The 18,844-nt window shown below is 55.1% G+C and carries 16 protein-coding genes; 4 read left to right on the forward strand and 12 right to left on the reverse strand.

All coding sequences use genetic code 11. The annotated features are described in order from the left end of the window. Positions 1-65 precede the first annotated feature (65 nt). A complete protein-coding gene (locus BLU89_RS16735; RefSeq protein WP_074738145.1) occupies positions 66-1,313 on the forward strand; it encodes a hypothetical protein in 1,248 nt (415 codons plus the stop codon). Positions 1,314-1,450: 137 nt separating this feature from the next. Then, complete coding sequence (locus BLU89_RS16740; RefSeq protein ID WP_074738147.1) at positions 1,451-3,958, forward strand: GcvT family protein; 2,508 nt, start codon at positions 1,451-1,453, stop codon at positions 3,956-3,958. Between the two features lie 62 nt (positions 3,959-4,020). Here the strand turns inward: BLU89_RS16740 and BLU89_RS16745 are convergent, their stop codons facing one another. The 3 genes from BLU89_RS16745 to BLU89_RS16755 all read right to left on the reverse strand — a co-directional run bounded on the left by BLU89_RS16745 (position 4,021) and on the right by BLU89_RS16755 (position 6,147). After that, positions 4,021-4,356, reverse strand: coding sequence for a carboxymuconolactone decarboxylase family protein (locus BLU89_RS16745; RefSeq protein ID WP_074738149.1), 336 nt, complete (start codon positions 4,354-4,356; stop codon positions 4,021-4,023). Between the two features lie 79 nt (positions 4,357-4,435). Further along, positions 4,436-5,083, reverse strand: a complete 648-nt coding sequence (locus tag BLU89_RS16750) for a DUF938 domain-containing protein (RefSeq protein ID WP_074738151.1) — start codon at positions 5,081-5,083, stop codon at positions 4,436-4,438. Then, positions 5,080-6,147 carry an NAD(P)/FAD-dependent oxidoreductase gene (locus BLU89_RS16755; RefSeq protein ID WP_074738153.1) on the reverse strand — a complete coding sequence of 356 codons (1,068 nt, stop codon included), beginning with the start codon at positions 6,145-6,147 and terminating at the stop codon, positions 5,080-5,082. The genes BLU89_RS16750 and BLU89_RS16755 overlap by 4 nt, the downstream gene beginning before the upstream one ends. 172 nt (positions 6,148-6,319) lie before the next feature. Here BLU89_RS16755 and BLU89_RS16760 point away from each other — a divergent pair, with 172 nt between their 5' ends. Continuing rightward, a complete protein-coding gene (locus BLU89_RS16760; protein WP_245709775.1) occupies positions 6,320-6,751 on the forward strand; it encodes a hypothetical protein in 432 nt (143 codons plus the stop codon). 3 nt (positions 6,752-6,754) lie between these two features. Beyond that, on the forward strand, positions 6,755-7,987 hold the full coding sequence (locus BLU89_RS16765) for an HlyD family secretion protein (protein WP_074738155.1): 1,233 nt from the start codon (positions 6,755-6,757) through the stop codon (positions 7,985-7,987). A gap of 915 nt (positions 7,988-8,902) precedes the next feature. Here the strand turns inward: BLU89_RS16765 and BLU89_RS16775 are convergent. From BLU89_RS16775 to BLU89_RS16815, 9 genes are all read right to left on the reverse strand, one after another. Continuing rightward, positions 8,903-9,550, reverse strand: a complete 648-nt coding sequence (locus BLU89_RS16775) for a P-loop NTPase fold protein (protein ID WP_074738159.1) — start codon at positions 9,548-9,550, stop codon at positions 8,903-8,905. Positions 9,551-9,597: 47 nt separating this feature from the next. Then, entirely contained in the window at positions 9,598-11,088 is a 1,491-nt protein-coding gene (locus tag BLU89_RS16780) for a mannitol dehydrogenase family protein (protein ID WP_074738161.1), read from the reverse strand. Continuing rightward, entirely contained in the window at positions 11,088-11,861 is a 774-nt protein-coding gene (locus BLU89_RS16785; RefSeq protein ID WP_074738162.1) for an L-iditol 2-dehydrogenase, read from the reverse strand. The genes BLU89_RS16780 and BLU89_RS16785 overlap by 1 nt, the downstream gene beginning before the upstream one ends. After that, positions 11,858-12,862, reverse strand: coding sequence for an ABC transporter ATP-binding protein (locus tag BLU89_RS16790; protein ID WP_074738164.1), 1,005 nt, complete (start codon positions 12,860-12,862; stop codon positions 11,858-11,860). Before BLU89_RS16790 ends, BLU89_RS16785 begins: the two co-directional genes overlap by 4 nt. A gap of 12 nt (positions 12,863-12,874) precedes the next feature. Continuing rightward, positions 12,875-13,705, reverse strand: coding sequence for a carbohydrate ABC transporter permease (locus BLU89_RS16795; RefSeq protein WP_074738166.1), 831 nt, complete (start codon positions 13,703-13,705; stop codon positions 12,875-12,877). A gap of 13 nt (positions 13,706-13,718) precedes the next feature. After that, positions 13,719-14,597 carry a carbohydrate ABC transporter permease gene (locus BLU89_RS16800; RefSeq protein WP_074738168.1) on the reverse strand — a complete coding sequence of 293 codons (879 nt, stop codon included), beginning with the start codon at positions 14,595-14,597 and terminating at the stop codon, positions 13,719-13,721. 110 nt (positions 14,598-14,707) lie between these two features. Further along, positions 14,708-16,021: an ABC transporter substrate-binding protein gene (locus BLU89_RS16805; protein WP_074738170.1), complete on the reverse strand. Its 1,314-nt coding sequence runs from the start codon at positions 16,019-16,021 to the stop codon at positions 14,708-14,710. A gap of 96 nt (positions 16,022-16,117) precedes the next feature. Continuing rightward, positions 16,118-17,143 (reverse strand): LacI family DNA-binding transcriptional regulator, encoded by a 1,026-nt coding sequence (locus BLU89_RS16810; RefSeq protein WP_074738172.1) that lies wholly within the window; start codon positions 17,141-17,143, stop codon positions 16,118-16,120. Positions 17,144-17,751: 608 nt separating this feature from the next. Then, a complete protein-coding gene (locus tag BLU89_RS16815) occupies positions 17,752-18,825 on the reverse strand; it encodes a BMP family ABC transporter substrate-binding protein (RefSeq protein ID WP_074738174.1) in 1,074 nt (357 codons plus the stop codon). Positions 18,826-18,844: the final 19 nt, after the last annotated feature.

Raw genomic sequence — 18,844 nt, forward strand, 5'->3', positions numbered from 1 at the left:
TACCCGCGCCCCAATTTTATGGAACTGAATCTCTTCAGAGCAGTAATTGATTCTGAGGTTGATTTATGGGCGCGCTGCGTTTCATTGGGTTTTTGCTGATCGCGGCGATTGTTGTCGCGGGTCTTGACTATTACCAACAGGACAAAAAGCACGACGGCACATTGTCCTTTGGCAGTTACATCGACACGATCAATGATCGGTTCGGTGTTTTTCAGGCCGAGAAAGTTGCAAAACAGACCGAACGTGAACGCAAGAAAAGCTGGGACGCTGGCGCAAAATCATATCTGCCAACACCGCCAGAAGGATGGGCCAGATACGATCTGACAGATACCCAGAGCAAACCGGTTCAGAAGGCATTGTCCGAGCTTGAGCTTTCCCCGCTAATCAGCTCCATTTCCAGTCAGGAGGAATTGTTCCGCCTGACGAATGAAGGGCGGGATGGTCTGATACGTAAACTGGCTCGGTCAGGGTATGTTTATGAAAAAGATGGTGAAATCGCCTGGTTTGACATCACTTTGAAGCCCAAGAAGGCACGCAACACAATGGTTGGGTTGGCGCTGGGGAGACAGGCCGACGTTATGAATGCGATGGAGGTCTCTGATGGATTTGCAGTCATTGATGGAGTGGCGTTTGCAGAAGTGACCGGGGGTTTGTCTGGCGGTGTTCAAGAAAGCGACATTCGTAAGATCAAAGGCCGCATCGGATTTGATGAAGAAGTCGTGCTGCGTCTGCACACCAACGGAAACGATGCAACAATCCGGCAGTTTCTGAAAACAGTCGATCTGGCGGGACTGAATGCACTGTTGGAATTCCCCTCGGTCGCGACAGGGCAAGATATTTATGTGCCACTTAAGGAACAACCTGAAATGGCCGATAAAATGCTGACCCTCTATGGCAAGATGATTGCCATGCAGGACAAGGTAACACAGCAGAAAATCGAAAATATGGATATTGGCGCGATGATGCTGAATACGCTGACTGCGACAGATTTCAACGCAGAAGGTCTGGCGGACATCACAGGCGGCAAGGTTTTCGAGAATCAGGACAATTTGCAGATGGCCTACGGAAAGGCGCTTGAGATGATTTTGCTCTCGGATCAGCGCCAGGCCGATGCTGAGCCCTCTGGGTCGGGTGGCGGTCTGATCAAGGGTTTTCTGCAGAAACTTCCCGTTTTCGGAGCGTTAAGCGGAGGTGGAGAGGTTGCTTCAGCAGCAAATGCAGGTGGCTCCAACGTCCGTGTTCGAAAAGGAAGCGAAAGCTCGTCCTGCGCGGTAACTGGCAGAACCAAACGCTGTACGTTCGGCAAAAACTGATCGGATTATTACGCGCAAACAACGGCCGGCATCAATTGCGGGTCGTTTTTCTATTATCACTGGTCGGATGAATGTCGCGCCGGGCCCCGCAAATGCGCCATATGGTGGCAGCTGAATTCAAGGGGAGACGCCCGGTTATGAAAACCCAAGTCAAAGCACTGGTCGTTGGCGGCGGCGCCGTTGGGACCTCGATTGCCTATCATCTGGCCAAAGCGGGCTGGGATGATGTGATGTTGATCGAACGGGACGAGTTGACGTCCGGATCGACATGGCACGCGGCGGGTCTGCTGCCGCTTTTCAACATGTCCTACGCGACGACGCACATCCACAAGTACTCGGTCGACTTTTACAAGCAACTTGAAGAAGAGACCGGCCTGAACGCGGGCTTTGCTGTCGTTGGCAACCTGCGTATGGCGCAGACGCAAGAGCGTATGGACGAATACATGCTTTATGCGTCTACTGCAGAAACCTGCGATGTGGCGTACGAATGGCTATCCCCGGACCAGATCAAGGAACGCTGGCCGCTGATCGAAACCTCGGACCTGAAAGGCGCGATCTATCACACCGAGGATGGCTATATTAACCCCGCCGACGTGACACAGGCGATGGCCAAAGGTGCGCGCCAGCGCGGTGTTGATATTGTGCGCAAGATGCAGGCCGACGCCTTCCATTGGAATGGCACCCACTGGGAAGTCACCTGCACCAAGATGGTCGAGAAGGGCGGCAACCTCATCCCTTCGGACGAGCAGGTGGTTATCACCGCCGAACATGTCGTCACCGCATCGGGCAACCACGCGCAGCGCACGGCTAAGATGCTGGGCATCAAGATGCCCGCGATCCCGGTCGAACATACCTTCATCGTCATGGATAAAGACCCCGAGTTGGTCAAATGGCGTGAGGCGGGTAATCCTGAACACCCTGTTGTGCGAGATGCCGACAACGAATCCTACGCTCGTGAAGAACGCGGTGGCTGGATTCTGGGCATTTACGAACACGGCGCGCCCGCGCAGTTCGAACACGGTGTTCCGGACAGCTTCCGTGCTGACCTGTTTCCGCTGGATCTGGACCGGATTGCGGATCAGTACATGGCGATGGCCGAACGCGTTCCTTCGTGCGCCGAATCCGGCCTGAAGGACGATTTCAACGGCCCGATCTGCTACACACCCGACGGCAATCCGCTGGTTGGTCCCGCTCCGGGCTTGCGCAACATGTGGCTGGCCGAGGGGTTCTCGTTTGGCATCACCGCTGCGGGCGGTACCGGCTACTATCTGGCACAGATGATGGTCGATGGCGAAGCCGAGATCGACATGGCTTCGCTGGACCCCAAACGTTACAGCAGCAACTGGATGACCACCGAGTTCGCGGCACGCAAGAACGAAGAGTGCTATGAGCACGTCTACATCCTGCACCACCCCGACGAAGAACGTGCAGCCTGCCGCCCACTGCGGACTGTTCCAGCTTATGACCGCCAGAAAGCGCGTGGCGCACAGTTCGGCTGGGTTAACGGCTGGGAACGTCCCAACTATTTTGGACCGCTTGACGCGCCAGATAACTTTGACAATGAAAGCCGGAGCTTCCGCCGTGGCGGCTGGTGGCAATATGCTGTCGAAGAGGCCAAGTCGATCCGCGAAGGCGTTGGCCTGATCGACGCATCGGCCTTTACCAAGCACGTCGTCAAAGGCCCCGGTGCGACCCAGTTCCTGGATTGGTTCACCTGCAACAAGCTGCCCAAGATCGGTCGCATCAACCTGACCTATGCGCTGACCTCACACGGCACCACCCGCACCGAATACACCATCGTCCGTATTGGTGAGAACAACTACTACATCGTCTCTGCCGGGGCATGGACCGAGTATGACGCCGACTATCTGCGGAAGGCGGCCGAGGACAAGATGGAGGAGTTCGGCTATATCGAGATCCAGGACGTAACCACCCAGTGGGGCGTATTCGCCATCGCCGGTCCCAAGTCGCGTGACGTTCTGAAAGAGGTTATCAAAGACGCGGATCCGGAAACTGCGCTGTCCAACAAACGCTTCCCATGGCTGTCGGCGCGCCAGATCGAATTGGGCATGTGCCCGGTGAACGCGATCCGTGTGGCCTATACCGGTGAGCTGGGCTGGGAACTGCACCATCCGATCGAGATGCAGAACTACCTGTTCGACCTGCTGGAAAAAGCCGGTGAGAAGCACGGTATGAAGCTGGTTGGAGCGCGCGCGCAGAACTGGCTGCGTCAGGAGAAATCCTATCGTGCCTTTGGCACCGAACTGGGCCGCGACGCGACCCCGCTGGAGGCCGATCTGCCGCGCTTTGTCGACCTGTCCAAGGATTTTTATGGCAAGGCGAAGCTGGAAGAGACAGGTGTTCGCGTGAAGTGCTGCACCCTGTTGATCGATGGGCCGGACGATGCCGACCCGTGGGGCCGTGAGGTGCTATACACACCGGAAGGTGAACGCGTGGGCCGTCTGACTTCGGGCGGTTACTCGGTAGCCTTCGAGAAATCCATCGGCATGGGCTATGTAAAGCCCGAGCAGGCGGTTGAAGGCACCAAGCTGCAGGTCAAAATTCAGGATAAGTTGTGGGATGCGGTCGTGACCTGCGACAGCCCCTATGATCCGAAGAATGAGACCATCCGTAAAGACGGCTGATATAAAATAACGAGGCGGTACTTATCAGTACCGCCTTAAAAAGCCCGCCTCTGGTGGGTTTTTTAGACGTTCAATTCATCAAAGCAATCCAAAGCTTTCGCCGCATACATCATGGATGGACCGCCACCCATCTGCACGGCCATAGCCAGAACGTCCGAAACTTCATCGCGCGTGGCGCCTGCTTTGACCAACGCTTCGGAATGCAGAGTAATGCAAGGCTCACACCGAATGGCGATCGACATGCCTAACGCAATAAACTCCTTAGTTTTGTAATCCAGTGTCCCGCCTTCCTTGACCGATTTTCCCAAGGCCCCAAATGCGCGCGTGGTATCGGGAATGGCACCGTTAAGATTACGCAAACTACTACGCGTTCCATTCAGTGAATCCTGCCAGCTCATATCAACATCCCTTCAAATACATATGATAAATTGCATATGAATGATGGAAGGCGGGGCAGACTTTGATCCTGATCAGATTTCAGCTTTTTTGCGCGACGAATGCCAAGTTATTGGCGGGCATTTCAACGACCTCGATCGGTTCGAGGGCGTGATCCTTCAGCACCGCCAGTATCTGAGCATCGTCCTTGTAACCAATTTCCGAGTCTTTTTGAACCAATGCATCGTGAAACCGCTGGTCACCATCGCTGGTCAATCGCCCATCACGCTTGAAGGGGCCGTATAGCACCAGACGTCCATTTGCATTCAGAACATACGCGGCCTCGGCAATAAGGGTCTCTGCCTCGGGCAAACTGATCAGGTGCAGGAGATTGATCAGCACCACCAGATCCTGTCGGGCAATGGTCTTGTGCCAGTCCGGCGCGGTTGCATTCAGATGAACCGCCGAAGAGATGTTGGGTAGATCCCTGGTATAGGCATCTATACTTGCACGCCGCTCGACGGTGACTTCGCTAGGTTGCCAGTGCAAACCGGGCATCCGTCGGGCGAAACCCGAGATATGTTGCCCGGTACCGCTGGCCAGTTCCAAGGCGCGGCCTGATGGCGGGGCGGTTCGTTCCAGAAGATCGCACAGCACCGCCGCATTTCGGCTCGCAGCCGGGGCGATGAGCTTATCGCCTTCTCCTTCGGTGGCGACGCTGGCATTTGGTGGCAGTTTGCGCGCGGTCATCGATGCAATCTGTCGGGTGACAGTGCCTGCACGGTTGCCGCATCCAGCCGAGGGGCATTGCCGGTTGCAAGATCGGCCACCAGTTGCGCCGCGGCTGGCGCAGTCTGAAACCCGTATCCCCCCTGAGCGGCTGACCAAATGAATGATGAGTCGCTCGGATCGGGCCCAAGCACCAGCGTACCATCGGCGACAAAACTCCGTAGTCCCGCCCAATTGGTTTCCACCCGTGTCACGGGTTCGGTAACCATATCTTCGTATCGCGCCAATCCTTCGGCGAGAACCATGTCGTCAGCATAGGCGTCATGAGGTGTGGTCGGGTCCGACTCGCAAGGAGAGACCAGCAGCTTGCCTGCATCGGGCTTGGCATACCAGGTCTCGCCCACCCCCAACATCATGGGCCAGTTTCGTAAGTCATGGCCCCCCGGTGCAGGAAGGCGAGCCATAGACCGACGATAGGGTGTGATCCCAATCGGTGTGATCCCTGCCAGCCGGGCCACGTCGTCGACCCAAGCACCAGCAGCGTTTACCAGGTTGCGTGCTTCGAATGTCTCAGAGGTATCGACGATCCAGTGATCGGATTTACGTAAGCCTCTGACCTTCTGCCGGGTCAGAACCGAACCGCCATTTCGCCGGATGACCCGGGCAAAGTCTTGCATCACCCGATCCGTATCGATGTCAAAGGCGCTGTTGCTGATGCCTGCGTAACCAACTGTGTCAGGATTCAGAATCGGGATGTGGCCCGAGGCGTCCTCTAGCGTAATCCGCTGTACCCCCAGGTCGCTGGCATCCTTTTCAAACAACTCCCCCTGATCCTGTCCGCCTACCAGCACCAAACCGCGTGGAGTCAGGTAGGCGTTTGTTTCAAAGAACTCGGCGCTTGCTTCGTTCAGGGTCTTGACCGAGGCCGGGCCGTAGCCTTTCTCGAACAGTGCGGCAGAGCGACCTGATGTGTGATATCCCAGCGCGTCTTCAGCCTCTAACACGGTGACTATGCCGTATTCGGACAGGCGAGCGCCCGCACTCAGCCCGGCAATGCCCCCACCGATAATCAGGAAATCAATCATGGATGTTCTCTTGTCTTTCGCCGTCAGCGCAGTGGAGTGTTAGGTCGGTGATCGAGTCTTGGGTCGACCATGCCATGGGTCTTACCGAACGAAAAGGTTCAAGCGAACAACAATGGAAACTTGATCGGATGCGGTCAGCCTGCTTTTAGTGCAAACAACGCAAGATTCGGAGATGAACGTGAACTCGGCAGAAATTCACCCGATGGCGACGGGGCACATTCCGTCATATGTCACCCAGGCGGACGGGAGTGATTACCTCTTCACCTTTATGGTCGTGTTCACGATCGGCTTGGTTGTGCTGATTGGGGTCGCGTATTTCACGCTGCATTCGATCCCGGAAAAAATGGCACATGAAAACAATCACCCGCAATTCCAATTGGTTGGGATATTGGCGCTTTTAGCCTTGTTTACCCACAATGGGATATTCTGGATCGCGGCAATTCTGGTTGCTGGCTTCCAGTTCCCAGATTTTGCTGCTCCGCTGCGATCGATTGCGGATGCCATTCGATCATTGGCACCGGGTCAAGACAAAGAAGTGGTTCCTGATCCACCTGAACCGGAAATAGAACTCGAACCATCTGAACCGGCAGCGCAGGGGCACTGAACCATGATTGAGACGATGCTGTGTGCACTGATCACCGTGCTTCCCGATTATCTGTTCCGTCGCTTTGTTCAAGGCAAACGGATTGGGCATGAGATCACCCTATTCACCATGTGGTACGAATTGCGCTGGGGGCTGACGACCTGCGCTATTCTGGCGCTGACTGTGATCACCACTTTGTTCTACTTCCATCCGGCCAGCAAAACAGCGGCCTCATATTTCCGAACTGTTACGATCTTGCCGCAACTTGGGGGCCGCGTGTCCGAAGTGTATGTTCGCAACAATGAACATGTGAACGCGGGTCAGCCGATTTTCCGGATCGAAGATTTCACCCAAACCGCACTGGTCGAGGCGGCACATGCACAGATCGCTCAGGTTCAGGCTTCGCTGAAGGTAGCCGAGACCGATTTGGCCGAGGCCGAAGCTGGTATTGCAGGTGCCAAGGCCGCATTGGATCAGGGGCTTGAAGATCTTGAACGTAACACCACGTTGCGCGACGAAGGATCCAGCGCCGTACGGCTGGCCGAAATTGACCGGTTGGAGAACCTTGTAGCTGAACGCGAGGCACAGCTCACAGCGGCCACATCGCGGCGGGCGGCCGTGGTGCAGCAGATCGAAGAACTGATCCCGGCCCAGCTTGCTAGTGCTAACGCCCAGCTTGATGCGGCTTTGACCGAGTTGGACAAGACCATTGTCAGTGCAGGCGTGACCGGCCGTATTGAGCAATTTGGCCTTCAGGTCGGGGATTACGTCAGCCCTCTGTTGCGGCCGGCTGGCATTTTGGTGCCGTCATCGTCGGGGCACGACCGGTTTCAGGCCGCGTTCAACCAACTTTCGGCGCAAGTGATCAAACCGGGCATGATCGGCGAGCTTGGTTGCATGACCAAACCTTTCACTGTGATTCCTGTTGTTGTCGTCGAAGTGCAGGATGTGATCCCTTCGGGACAGATAAGGCCGTCCGATGAATTGCGGGATGTGCAGGCCAATACCAAACCGGGTTCGATCCTTGTGTATCTTGAACCGCTCTACAAAAGCATGGCGGATGACGTGCCGCCGGGCAGCAACTGTCTGGCGAATATCTACACCGACAACCATGCCAAGCTGGAAGACGAAAACCTTGGGTTCTGGGAGAAATCATTCCTGCATGTTGTGGACACCATTGGGGTTGTCCATGCCGCAGGTTTGCGCCTGCGTCTGATCCTGATGCCGGTAAACACGCTGGTGCTGAGTGGGCACTAATTTCAGCGTACTATTACCGTCGCCATTACAGCGGGTCAGTCGCCAGAGGAGCTGGCCCGCAGGCACAGGGAATTGAAACCCGCGTGGAATTAGTTGCCTGCAGGCACATGCAGTCTGGTCGCTGGTAAAGCTGGCCGCGCAAATGCCGCTCGTTGCCCTTGCAAGATTGGGTCTGACCAAGGGTAGCTTTGCGGGACGAAGCTGACTTTGACAAAGCTGCAGCCGTGGCGGTAACAAAGCTGGCACAATATTCAACCTAGAGCTTGACCAACACAATGGCGCAATTTGAAATTAGGCTAATGTTTGAGTGGGGAGGACCTTGTTTGTGGGGTATGAATGAGGCGACGAAATCCGCCTTTGGCGGCTATTCAAGCTTAGAGAATACCTTGCCGTTGTCGGAAGGTATAAAGGCCAAACTAGTTGAACTAACAGAAATTCACGATAGAGCGTTAGACTGGGCAGATCCCTGTGGACCCAGTCTCTGGTCAAAGGAGGACTTTGACAACTTCGAGACCGAAGCATGCGGCGTTTTGAAAGCAATTCAAGCGGAACTAGATGACCGGTTTCTGGTTTGGTACGAGCCGATAGGTGAGGCAGAGGAACCGTAGGTTTGGGCTCAATGCAGACCTCGGAGGCGGTGCAGCATCCAAACCCTGAGTAGCACTTAGCGCTGCGAGTTCGGCCCAAAGCCGACATTGGGCACCCCGTCTGAATGCTGCATTCGCAGCCCGCTTTGCAGCCATTCGCTGCGGGAGCAAAAAACAGAACCGCCGCTGTTCACAGTTTGCGGACTTTACTTACATTCCCTACCAGCGCACCAAGGGCAGCTTATCCATCGTTGTGACCGGTGCAAGAACACATAGCCTAGTTCTGGCAGCTAAATTTACCCGTCAACAGGTGAAATCGGAGCGCCATCTATTCATTCAAAAGGATGAATTCGGCATGCACACTGCCCTCGATGACCCGCATCGCATTGGGGAGATCATTGTTTTCCAATTTCATGATCGCGTCCAACTGACTGAACCCAAAGTCGTTCCATCGTTTCTGCAACCGCTTACGTAAAGTTAGCTCATGACAGGTAATCATTGCTGCCAGGTCAAAAAACTGGTGAAGCCGCTTCCATGGTGAGTCCTTAAGAAGTAGGTAGTTCCCTTCGACCAGTAGGATGCGAGTGTTTCGGTCGATCAGACGGGCGCCGGCTCGGGACAACTCCATCGTTCTGTCAAATACTGGCACTGCCACGTCCGCGGTTAGATAAGTCGATGCCAACCGATTCAAGGTCACCTCCAAGCCCTCTACGTCAAATGTATCGGGCGCGCCTTTTCTTTGGGAACGGCCCAATTGAGCCAGAATCGCATCATCAAAATGGAACCCATCCATCGGGACAATTTGTACTTTTTGATCATGAGATTTCCGGAGTTCATTTTGCAATAGCTCTGCCAAGGTGGATTTGCCGCTGCCGGGCGCGCCTGCAAGTGCAACGATGATACGTGACCCCGTTGCGCGCGCTGCAATTTCGACGGCAAGCTCTTTCAGCACAACCGTGTTTTGCGGATGGGTCATGTGATGTCCAGCATAGTGTAGGTGACCTGATCCAAGTGTATTTTCCTTTAGGTGGAATATGTTTTCAGAGCAGCATAGGTGCCATCGCTCCAGATCAGGTTCAGCCAACGCGAAAAAGCGTCAGAAAACCGTGTATGGTCTGACAGATTGCCGTAAGTTTGATGCATATCCAGCCAGGCAGAAGGGCGTGATTTCGCGCGCAGAGCGGCCTTATTCAACTGGTCCCAATGTGGATCATTTGAATCAATGATCGTACCGTCTTCGCGAATACCTGCGCACATGCGGGCCCACAGGGCCTCAACCAGCGCCAGTCCTTCAACGGGGCCACCGGAGGCAAGTGCATCCCGCAATATTGGCAAAACAAAACCGGGATGCCGGGATGAGCCATCAAAGGCCACTCGGCGCGTGGTGTCGCGGATCTTGGGGTTCGAAAATCTCTTTTCAACCAAGGTAAGGTAATCCTGCGGGGTGGTCCCCTCCACGGCTTCCACATAGGGCAATATTTCCTGGGTCTGGACGTTGTGGAAGAACGCGCGCGTCAGCGGGTCAGCCATGCAATCGGTGATCGTCTTGATGCCCAGTATTTCACCCGCGTTGGCCAATACTTGATGTCCTGCATTCAGAATACGGATCTTCATGCTTTCATGAGCGTGCACATTGTCAATTATCGTGACCTCTGCCCGTTCCCATGGCGGACGACCTGCGCAAAACTGGTCTTCTATGACCCATTGGCGATAGTTTTCATGGGTGACGGGCGCATGATCGTCGATTCCGAGCCGTCTGATTGAGGACAGCTCCGCATCGCCTGTTGCGGGAACAATGCAGTCAACCATTGCATTGGGGAAGCGGGCGGTTTGGTCGATCCACTGGGCAAGGTCCGGATCTGTCAATCGCGCCAGTTCAACAACGGTACGTCGCAATACGTCGCCATTGTTCTGAAGGTTGTCGCAGCTTTGGCCGGTAAAGGGCGGATATCCGGCATTACGTCTGGCGCGATAGGCCGCGATCATCGCACCGAACGCGGTGACGGGGCGGTCAGGGTTGGTAATGTCGTGCGCGATGTCAGGATGATCGACCTCAAGCCCGCCCGCCTCAGATTGATAATAACCGCCTTCGGTGACCGTCAGGGACACGATGCGGATGCATGGGTTAGACATCACAGCGATCAGGGGGGCGTTTTCAGGGTGGACTTCAACAAAATCGATCATCGACCCGATGACCTCGACCGACGCGCTGTCAGGGTCCAGCTCAACCAGGGTTGTCAGGCAATCCTGCTGCACCAATCGCGCGCGCATTGCCGCATCGCTGGGGCGCACTCCGGCACCAATGATGGCCCAATCAAAGGCCAGACCTTGCTGCATGAGACGGTGCAAATACCACGCCTGATGCGCGCGGTGGAAGTTTCCCAAACCGATATGGACGATGCCGGGGCTGAGTTTTGTGCGGTCGTAGCTCGGGGTTGAGACGCCGTCTGGCAAATCGCCAAGCGTCGCATCCGAGAGTTCCACAGCGGGCATACCATTTGTTTGATGCATCATCAGCTCATCCAGTTTCCGCCGTCGACATTGTAAGTCTGCGCCACGACGTATGAGGCATCATCGCTGGCAAGAAACACGGCCATTCCGGTAAGATCCTCGGCCTGACCCATCCGCCCGAAAGGCACTGCTTCAGCGACCTCTTTTTTCTTTTGACCCGGGGCTTTGCCTTCGTATTTGGCAAAGAAAGCATCGACGCCGTCCCAGTGTTCGCCGTCCACAACGCCGGGCGCGATGGCGTTCACGTTAATACCGTGCTGGATCAGGTTCAGCCCGGCCGATTGCGTCAATGAGATGACGGCCGCCTTGCTGGCGCAATAAACCGCCACAAGGCTTTCGCCGCGCCGCCCGGCCTGACTCGCCATGTTGATGATACGCCCGTTGATGCCGCTTTCGATCATATGCTTGGCGACCGCCTGTAGGGTGAAAAGCGTGCCGCTGAAATTGACGTCAAAGATGCGGGCGTAATCTGCGCGCGTGATCTCAACGACCGGCGCCGCGGAAAACAGCGCGGCGTTGTTGATCAAAATATCGATCCGGCCGAATGCATCTATGGTGGCTGCGACACCCGCATCAATGCTGGTCTGACTGGTCACATCCATCTGCACCGCTACTGCTGCTTGACCCATGTCAGCAGCGGCCGTCTTGGCACGATCCAGATCAATATCGGCAATCGCGACCCGCGCGCCTTCGGCCACATAGGCTTTGGCAAAGGCCAACCCGATACCACGTGCCGCACCGGTGATTAGCGCTGATTTTCCAGCCAGTCGCATCATGCGATCCGCAACCCGTCAGCATCAAAGCGATGAATTTCGTCAACCCTTGGCGCCAAATGAATGGTATCGCCGTGCTTTAGGTTCACATCGCCGATGGCACGGACCGTCAATGTCTCGGCCAAGCCGGTATTGTGAATGTGAAAGAACGTGTCAGAACCAAGATGTTCAGCCACGCCCACTGTCCCCTGCCATTGACCGCCACTTTCGACGACATCGATGTGTTCGGGACGCACACCAATGGTATGGGCGTTGTGTTTTGCGGCCTCGCCTCCGGTCATCAGGTTCATCTTGGGCGACCCGATGAAACCCGCTACAAATGTATTGCGTGGGGTATGATAGAGCTCCAGCGGGGTGCCCACTTGTTCAATTACACCGGCCTGCAACACAACGATCTTGTCGGCCATCGTCATGGCTTCGACTTGATCATGGGTCACGTAGACCATCGTTGTTTCCAGACGTTTGTGCAGTTCACTGATTTCAAGACGCATACCGACTCGCAGTGCGGCATCGAGGTTTGACAACGGCTCATCGAACAGGAACGCTGCCGGATCACGGACAATGGCGCGACCAATGGCGACCCGCTGACGCTGACCCCCTGATAACTGCCCCGGACGACGGTCCAGATAGTCGGTCAGGTTCAGAACTGATGCGGCCCGTTCGACCCGCTTGGTAATCTCAACCTGATTCAGTTTGGCCATCCGCAACGGAAAGGCGATGTTCTTACGCACTGACATATGCGGGTAGAGCGCATAGGATTGGAACACCATCGCAAGACCGCGTTTTGCAGGCACAACATCTGTTGCATCCTGACCGTCGATCTCAATATGACCTGTCGTTATGTCCTCAAGCCCTGCAATCAGACGCAGGAGTGTTGATTTCCCACAGCCCGAGGGGCCGACGAAAACAGTGAACTCTCCGTCCTGAATGATCAGGTCCAAGGGCGGGATGACTTGTACATCGCCAAAGCTCTTGGTCACTTGTTTGAGTTGTATCTGTCCCATAGTACAGGTTCCCTATTTCACCGCGCCAAACGTCAAGCCGCGGACCAGTTGTTTCTGGCTGAACCAGCCAAGGATGAGGATTGGAGTGATGGCCATAGTCGAGGCCGCGCTGAGTTTTGCGAAAAACAGGCCTTCGGGGCTGGAGTAACTGGCAATGAAGGCCGTCAGCGGGGCCGCATTGGCCGCCGTCAGGTTGAGTGTCCAGAACGCTTCGTTCCACGCAAGGATGAAGTTCAGAAGGATCGTGGACGCAATACCGGGGATTGCCATTGGGGTCAGCACATAGAGGATTTCCTCTTTCAGCGTTGCACCGTCCATACGCGCGGCTTCAAGGATTTCGCCGGGGATTTCCTTGAAGTAGGTGTATAGCATCCAGACGATAATCGGCAGGTTGATGAGCATCAGCACAACCACCAGACCTCCACGGGTGTCGAGCAGATCGAACTGAACGAAAATCAGCGAGATCGGGTAAAGCACACCTACTGCGGGCAGCATTTTGGTCGAGAGCATCCACAACAGGACGTCTTTGGTCCGTTTGGAGGGTACAAAGGCCATGGACCAGGCTGCGGGAATTGCCACAAGGATGCCAAGTATTGTGGACCCGCCGGCAATGATCACCGAATTCCACAGGAACTTCATATAGTCAGACCGTTCCTGCACGAGCGCATAGTTTTCCAGCGTCCAGTCAAAGGCAAAGAACAGCGGTGGATCGTTGATCGCCTGTGCCTCGGTCTTGAAGCTGGTCAGGATGGTCCAGTAGATCGGAAAAAAGATAATCAGGCCAATTGTCCAGGCGGCAGCGGTGGTGATCATCTTGCGTTGTTTTGTGACAGTGCGTGACATGTGATCAACCCCTTCAGGCGTCCAGATTTTTGCCGACGATGCGCATCAGAAAGATGGCGACTATGTTGGCAAGGATGATGGCGTAAACACCGCCAGCAGAGCCCAGCCCGATATTCTGGCTGTCGATGACACGCTGGAAAATCAGGTAGGTGAGGGTTCGGGTGCCGAAAGCGCCGCCTGTGGTCACGAAAATCTCGGCAAAGATCGACAATAGAAAGATCGTCTGGATCAGAACAACGATGGTGATGGCGCGGGCCAGATGCGGCAGCACAATAAACCAAAAACGTTTCAGCACGGGTGCGCCGTCCATTTCAGCCGCTTCAAGTTGTTCGCTATCAAGTGACTGAATGGCTGTCAGAAGAATGAGTGTGGCAAATGGCAACCACTGCCAGGAAACGATCATGATAATCGAGCTTAGCGATGCGTCTTGCAGCCAGGCCACCGGTTCGGCCCCAAAGAACCGCCAGAGATGGGCGAAGATACCATTGACCGGGTCCATCAGCATATTTTTCCAAACCAACGCAGACACGGTAGGCATGACAAAAAACGGTGCAATTACAAGGATGCGAACAACGCCTTGACCCCACATCGGCTGATCCAGAAGGATCGCCAGCAATATGCCGAGCACGAGTGTGATCAACAGCACGCCACCCACCATCACAAGCGTTGTTTGCACAGAGGGCCAGAAGGAACTGGACGACAGGAACCGGGAATAGTTCGCAAACCCAACCCAATCCAGTCCTCGGTCAATGCTGTCACCGCGTAGGGGCAGGTATTTGGTGAACGAGAACCACAAGGTCATGATCAGGGGGACCAGCATCCAACCCAAAAGCAGGACCACTGCGGGTGCCATCATAAAGCGGGCGGCGGATCTGGAGGCTTTGGTGGCCATTGGACGGTCCTCTCCTGTGGACGGGTGTACCGAACTGGATCGTAACAAAGGTAATTTTGAAAGTCGTGGGGATCGGGGGGCAGCGGATGCGCCCCCTGATATCAGGACGCTTAGCGGTAACCTGCGGCTTCCATTGCGTCGTTTGTAATGGCCTGAGCTTTCTCAAGCGCTTCTTCGATGGTCTGCTGACCAGCATAAGCGGCTGAGAATTCCTGGCTTACTTCGGTTGCGATGCCTGCAAATTCCGGGATTGCCGCGAACTGAATGCCAACATAGGGGCTTGGTTCCACGGTGGAATCATTCGGATCAGCCGACAGGATCGAGTCGAGCGTCATCTGAGCGAACGGGACAGCCTGATAGTTTGGGTTTTCATACAGGGACGTCCGCGCGCCCGGAGGGACATTGGCCCAGCCTTCATTCTCGGCGACCAGATCGATATAGCCCGTCGAGGTTGCCCATTCGATGAATTGCTTGGCTTCTGCCTCCTGCTGGGTGCCAGCCGGAATTGCCAATGCCCATGCCCACAGCCAGTTTGACCGCTTGCCCAGACCTGTGTCGGGCGCAAGTGCAAAGCCAACGCTGTCAGCAACTGTGGAATCGTCACCGGTTACGAAAGACGCCGCAACAGTCGCGTCGATCCACATGCCGCACTTGCCTTGATTGAACAGCGACAGGTTTTCGTTGAACCCATTAGTCGCGTATCCAGTCGGACCGGAGGCATCCATCATGTTCTTGTAGAAAGTAAGCGTATTGGCCCATGGCTCTGTGTCGAACTGCGCGTTCCAGTCCATGTCGAACCAACGTGCGCCGAACGAGTTGGACATAGCAGTGATGAACGCACCACCTTCGCCCCAACCAGCCTTACCACGCAGGCAGATGCCGTTGATGTCAGCGTCGCGGTCGGTCATTGCAGCGGCAGCTTCAGCGATAAAGTCCCATGTTGGCGCGTCCGGCATCTCGAGGCCCGCAGCCTCCATCAGGTCCGTACGGTACATGATCATCGAACTTTCACCATAAAACGGTGCCGCATAGAGCGTTCCGTCATGGGAAAGGCCACCTGCCATTGCAGGCAGGATGTCACCAACATTGTAGTCTTCGGACAGATCGTCCAGCGGAACCAGCCACCCGTTCGAGCCCCAGATCGGGGTTTCGTACATGCCGATTGTCATGATGTCGAACGCCCCACCTTTGGTGGTGATGTCGGTCGTGACACGCTGGCGCAGTACGTTTTCTTCCAGTGTGACCCACTCGACTGCGATGCCGGTATCTTCGGTAAATTTGTCGGTATAACCCTGCATACGGATCATGTCGCCATTATTAACTGTGGCGATTGTGATCGTTGCGGAAGGGTCGGCTGCGAAAGCACCAGTTGCTGTAATCAGCGATAGCGCAGTTGCAGCACAAAGCGTGCTCTTCAAGGACATCCGGTTTCCTCCCTGATTGGATGTTGTGCAACAAGGCTAATCGGATAAGCAACGCGGCGTCAATGTAAATTTTACGCGCGTAAAGTTATTCGGAGTCTACGCGGAGTCCCGCAAAATCAACTTCCCCTCAAGTCTCGTGCTTTTCCAAGGTGATACCTGCCCCTCAATCGCTGTGAAAAGTGCCTCGGCCGCGGTCTGAGATACCGCGTCGTAGTTGTGTGAAATCGTCGTAAGCGGCGGGCAAGTATAGCGCGAATGGGGGTGACCGTCTTGTCCGGCGACCCGAATCGCGCAGTCGTCGCCACGCCCTACGCGGATATTTTTTTCATAACAGGCGGTCAGCAGGCCAATTGCCAATCGATCATTGCTGCACAAGATCGTATTGGTCGAAAAGCGCCCCTGATCCAGCACCTCATGCCCGCCTAGGCGACCAATTTCTTCGAACCCCCAACCTTCACCTTCAACAGAAATGACGTCCGGAGAATGACCGAATTCCTCCATCGCATTCAGATAGCTTTGACGACGCCGGTGCGCGTTCGGGTTTGCGGGGGTTTTCATCTCAAAAAAGCAGGGCGGTTCGCCCGTCCTGCACAAGTAGTCTGTGATATGGGCTGTGAACTGAAAGTTATCAGAGCCTACAAAAGCAAGACCAATCTCATCGACGCTACTGTCGAAAATCAAAGTGGGGACGTCTTCGCAAAACTTTTCCAGTGCCTTCCGGTCCGACGCGCGCCCCAGTGGAGCCAACAGGACACCAGCGGGTTTGAGAGACCGGAGCGTCTCCAGAACCTCGACCTCAAATGCGGGATCCCCGTGTGAGCTGAACAGTGTTGGGCGATACCCTGCGGCGATACATCTTTGTTCAAGGTTTCGCGCAATCTCCGCAAAATAGGGATCCGACAATAGGGGCACCACAACCCCAACATTCTTTGTCAACTTCCGATTCTGGTTCATCGCATAGATGTTGGGGCGATAATCATACTGCTCTAATGCAGCCTCAATCCGCGTACGTGTGCTGGCTCGGACACTGGCTGGGTCATTGAAATACTTCGAGACTGTAGGACGAGAGATACCACTCATTCGGGCAAATTCTTCCATGTTTCGAATTTTATCGTCCGCCATCACTGGTCGCTCCGTCACATTTCTGCGTTAAGAATTGAATTTTCCGCAATTGTATAATTTCTTGTCGCGCGCAAAAAAGCAACTTTTCGCTGAGCATCGTTCTATACGTTCCGGACCCAGTGTATGACGGCAATCGGGAAGTATCCAAAGTGGCCTTCTGGGTCACATAAGGGGGCTGTTTCTTGCTGATCGCACCTCAAAAACATTCCACGTTCTTAGGGAAGCTAACAATAGTCATCCTCATCGTGTGTGGCAGCAAGGGAGTAAGCAATGAGGCGCACCAAAAGACACTGCAAGCAAAAAACCCACACCGAAATTTTCGCAATTTAACTTTACAGCAAACCAGAACTTCGAAGGCGGCTTTGGACAAATAGTTGCCGTTTGTTCGAACCGCAGCATTGGTTGAAGTGGACTCGCAGCCGACATTCGGTCATTTCACTCAGGCAATTGACGGGCACCTGTGGGTCAAGGTCGGCAAGGGGCTTCGACCTGCCGAATACGCCTGCAGCATCTAGGCAGAACGGCAAGAGCGGATTAGGGTTCAAAAGCGAGAAAAAAAGGCCCACAAAAAAACATGCGGGCCTCGTTGATGATTTTGGGGTCAGGTCTTACTGCGGTATTTCACCTTCCAGACCTTCGACGTAGAAGTTCATGCCAGCCAGCGTGCCGTCATCTGCGGTCTCGCCATCGGCCAGCCAGTCGCTGCCGTCTTGCTTTTTCAGCGGACCGGTGAAGGCGTGATAGCTGCCATCGGCAAGCGCCGCCTTGAGGGCCAGGGCTTCTTCCTTGACGTCAGCCGGAACCGCATCCGAGATTTCTCCGATCTCAACCATGCCCGGGCCAATGCCGTCCCAGGTGTTGGCGGTTGACCAAGTGCCATCCGCGACAGCCTGAACCCGCGCGATGTAGTAGGGTGCCCAATTGTCGATGATTGAGCTGACGCGAGGCATCGGAGCGTATTCGCCCATGTCCGACGCTTGACCGAAGGTAATCACGTTGCCAGCCTCTTGTGCGGCGGCCTGAGGTGCGGTCGAGTCGGTGTGCTGCAGGATCACATCGGCGCCTTGTTCGATCAGAACGGTGGCAGCGTCAGCCTCTTTTGCCGGATCGAACCAGGTGTAGGCCCAGACAATTTTGAATTCGACGTCGGGGTTCACCTTCTTGGCGTGGATATAAGCCGAGTTTATGCCTCGGATCACCTCGGGGATTGGGTAAGAACCAATATAGCCGATGGTGTTCGATTTGGTCATTTTACCGGCTATGTGACCCTGAACCGCGCGACCTTCGTAGAAGCGGGCCGAGTAGACCGAGACGTTGTCGGCGGTCTTATAACCGGTCGCGTGTTCAAATTTCACATCCGGGAATTTCTTGGCCACGTTGATGGTCGGATCCATGTAGCCGAACGAGGTGGTGAAGATCAGATCGGCGCCATCCAGAGCCATCTGCGTCATCACACGTTCCGCATCTGGACCCTCGGGCACTGATTCAACGAATACGGTTTCAACCTTATCGCCAAAGTGTTCCTCAACGGCCAAACGGCCCTTGTTGTGTTCATAGGTCCAGCCACCATCGCCCACAGGGCCGACATAGACGAAACCGACTTTGGTTTTGTCCTGCGCTACAGCACCGGTCGCCAGACCCAGCGCTATCGTAGCCGTTGTCAGAAGTGATTTGAATTTCATGTAGTTACTCCCCAAGTTG

Source organism: Ruegeria halocynthiae (assembly GCF_900106805.1).
GTDB classification, from domain to species: Bacteria; Pseudomonadota; Alphaproteobacteria; order Rhodobacterales; family Rhodobacteraceae; genus Ruegeria; species Ruegeria halocynthiae.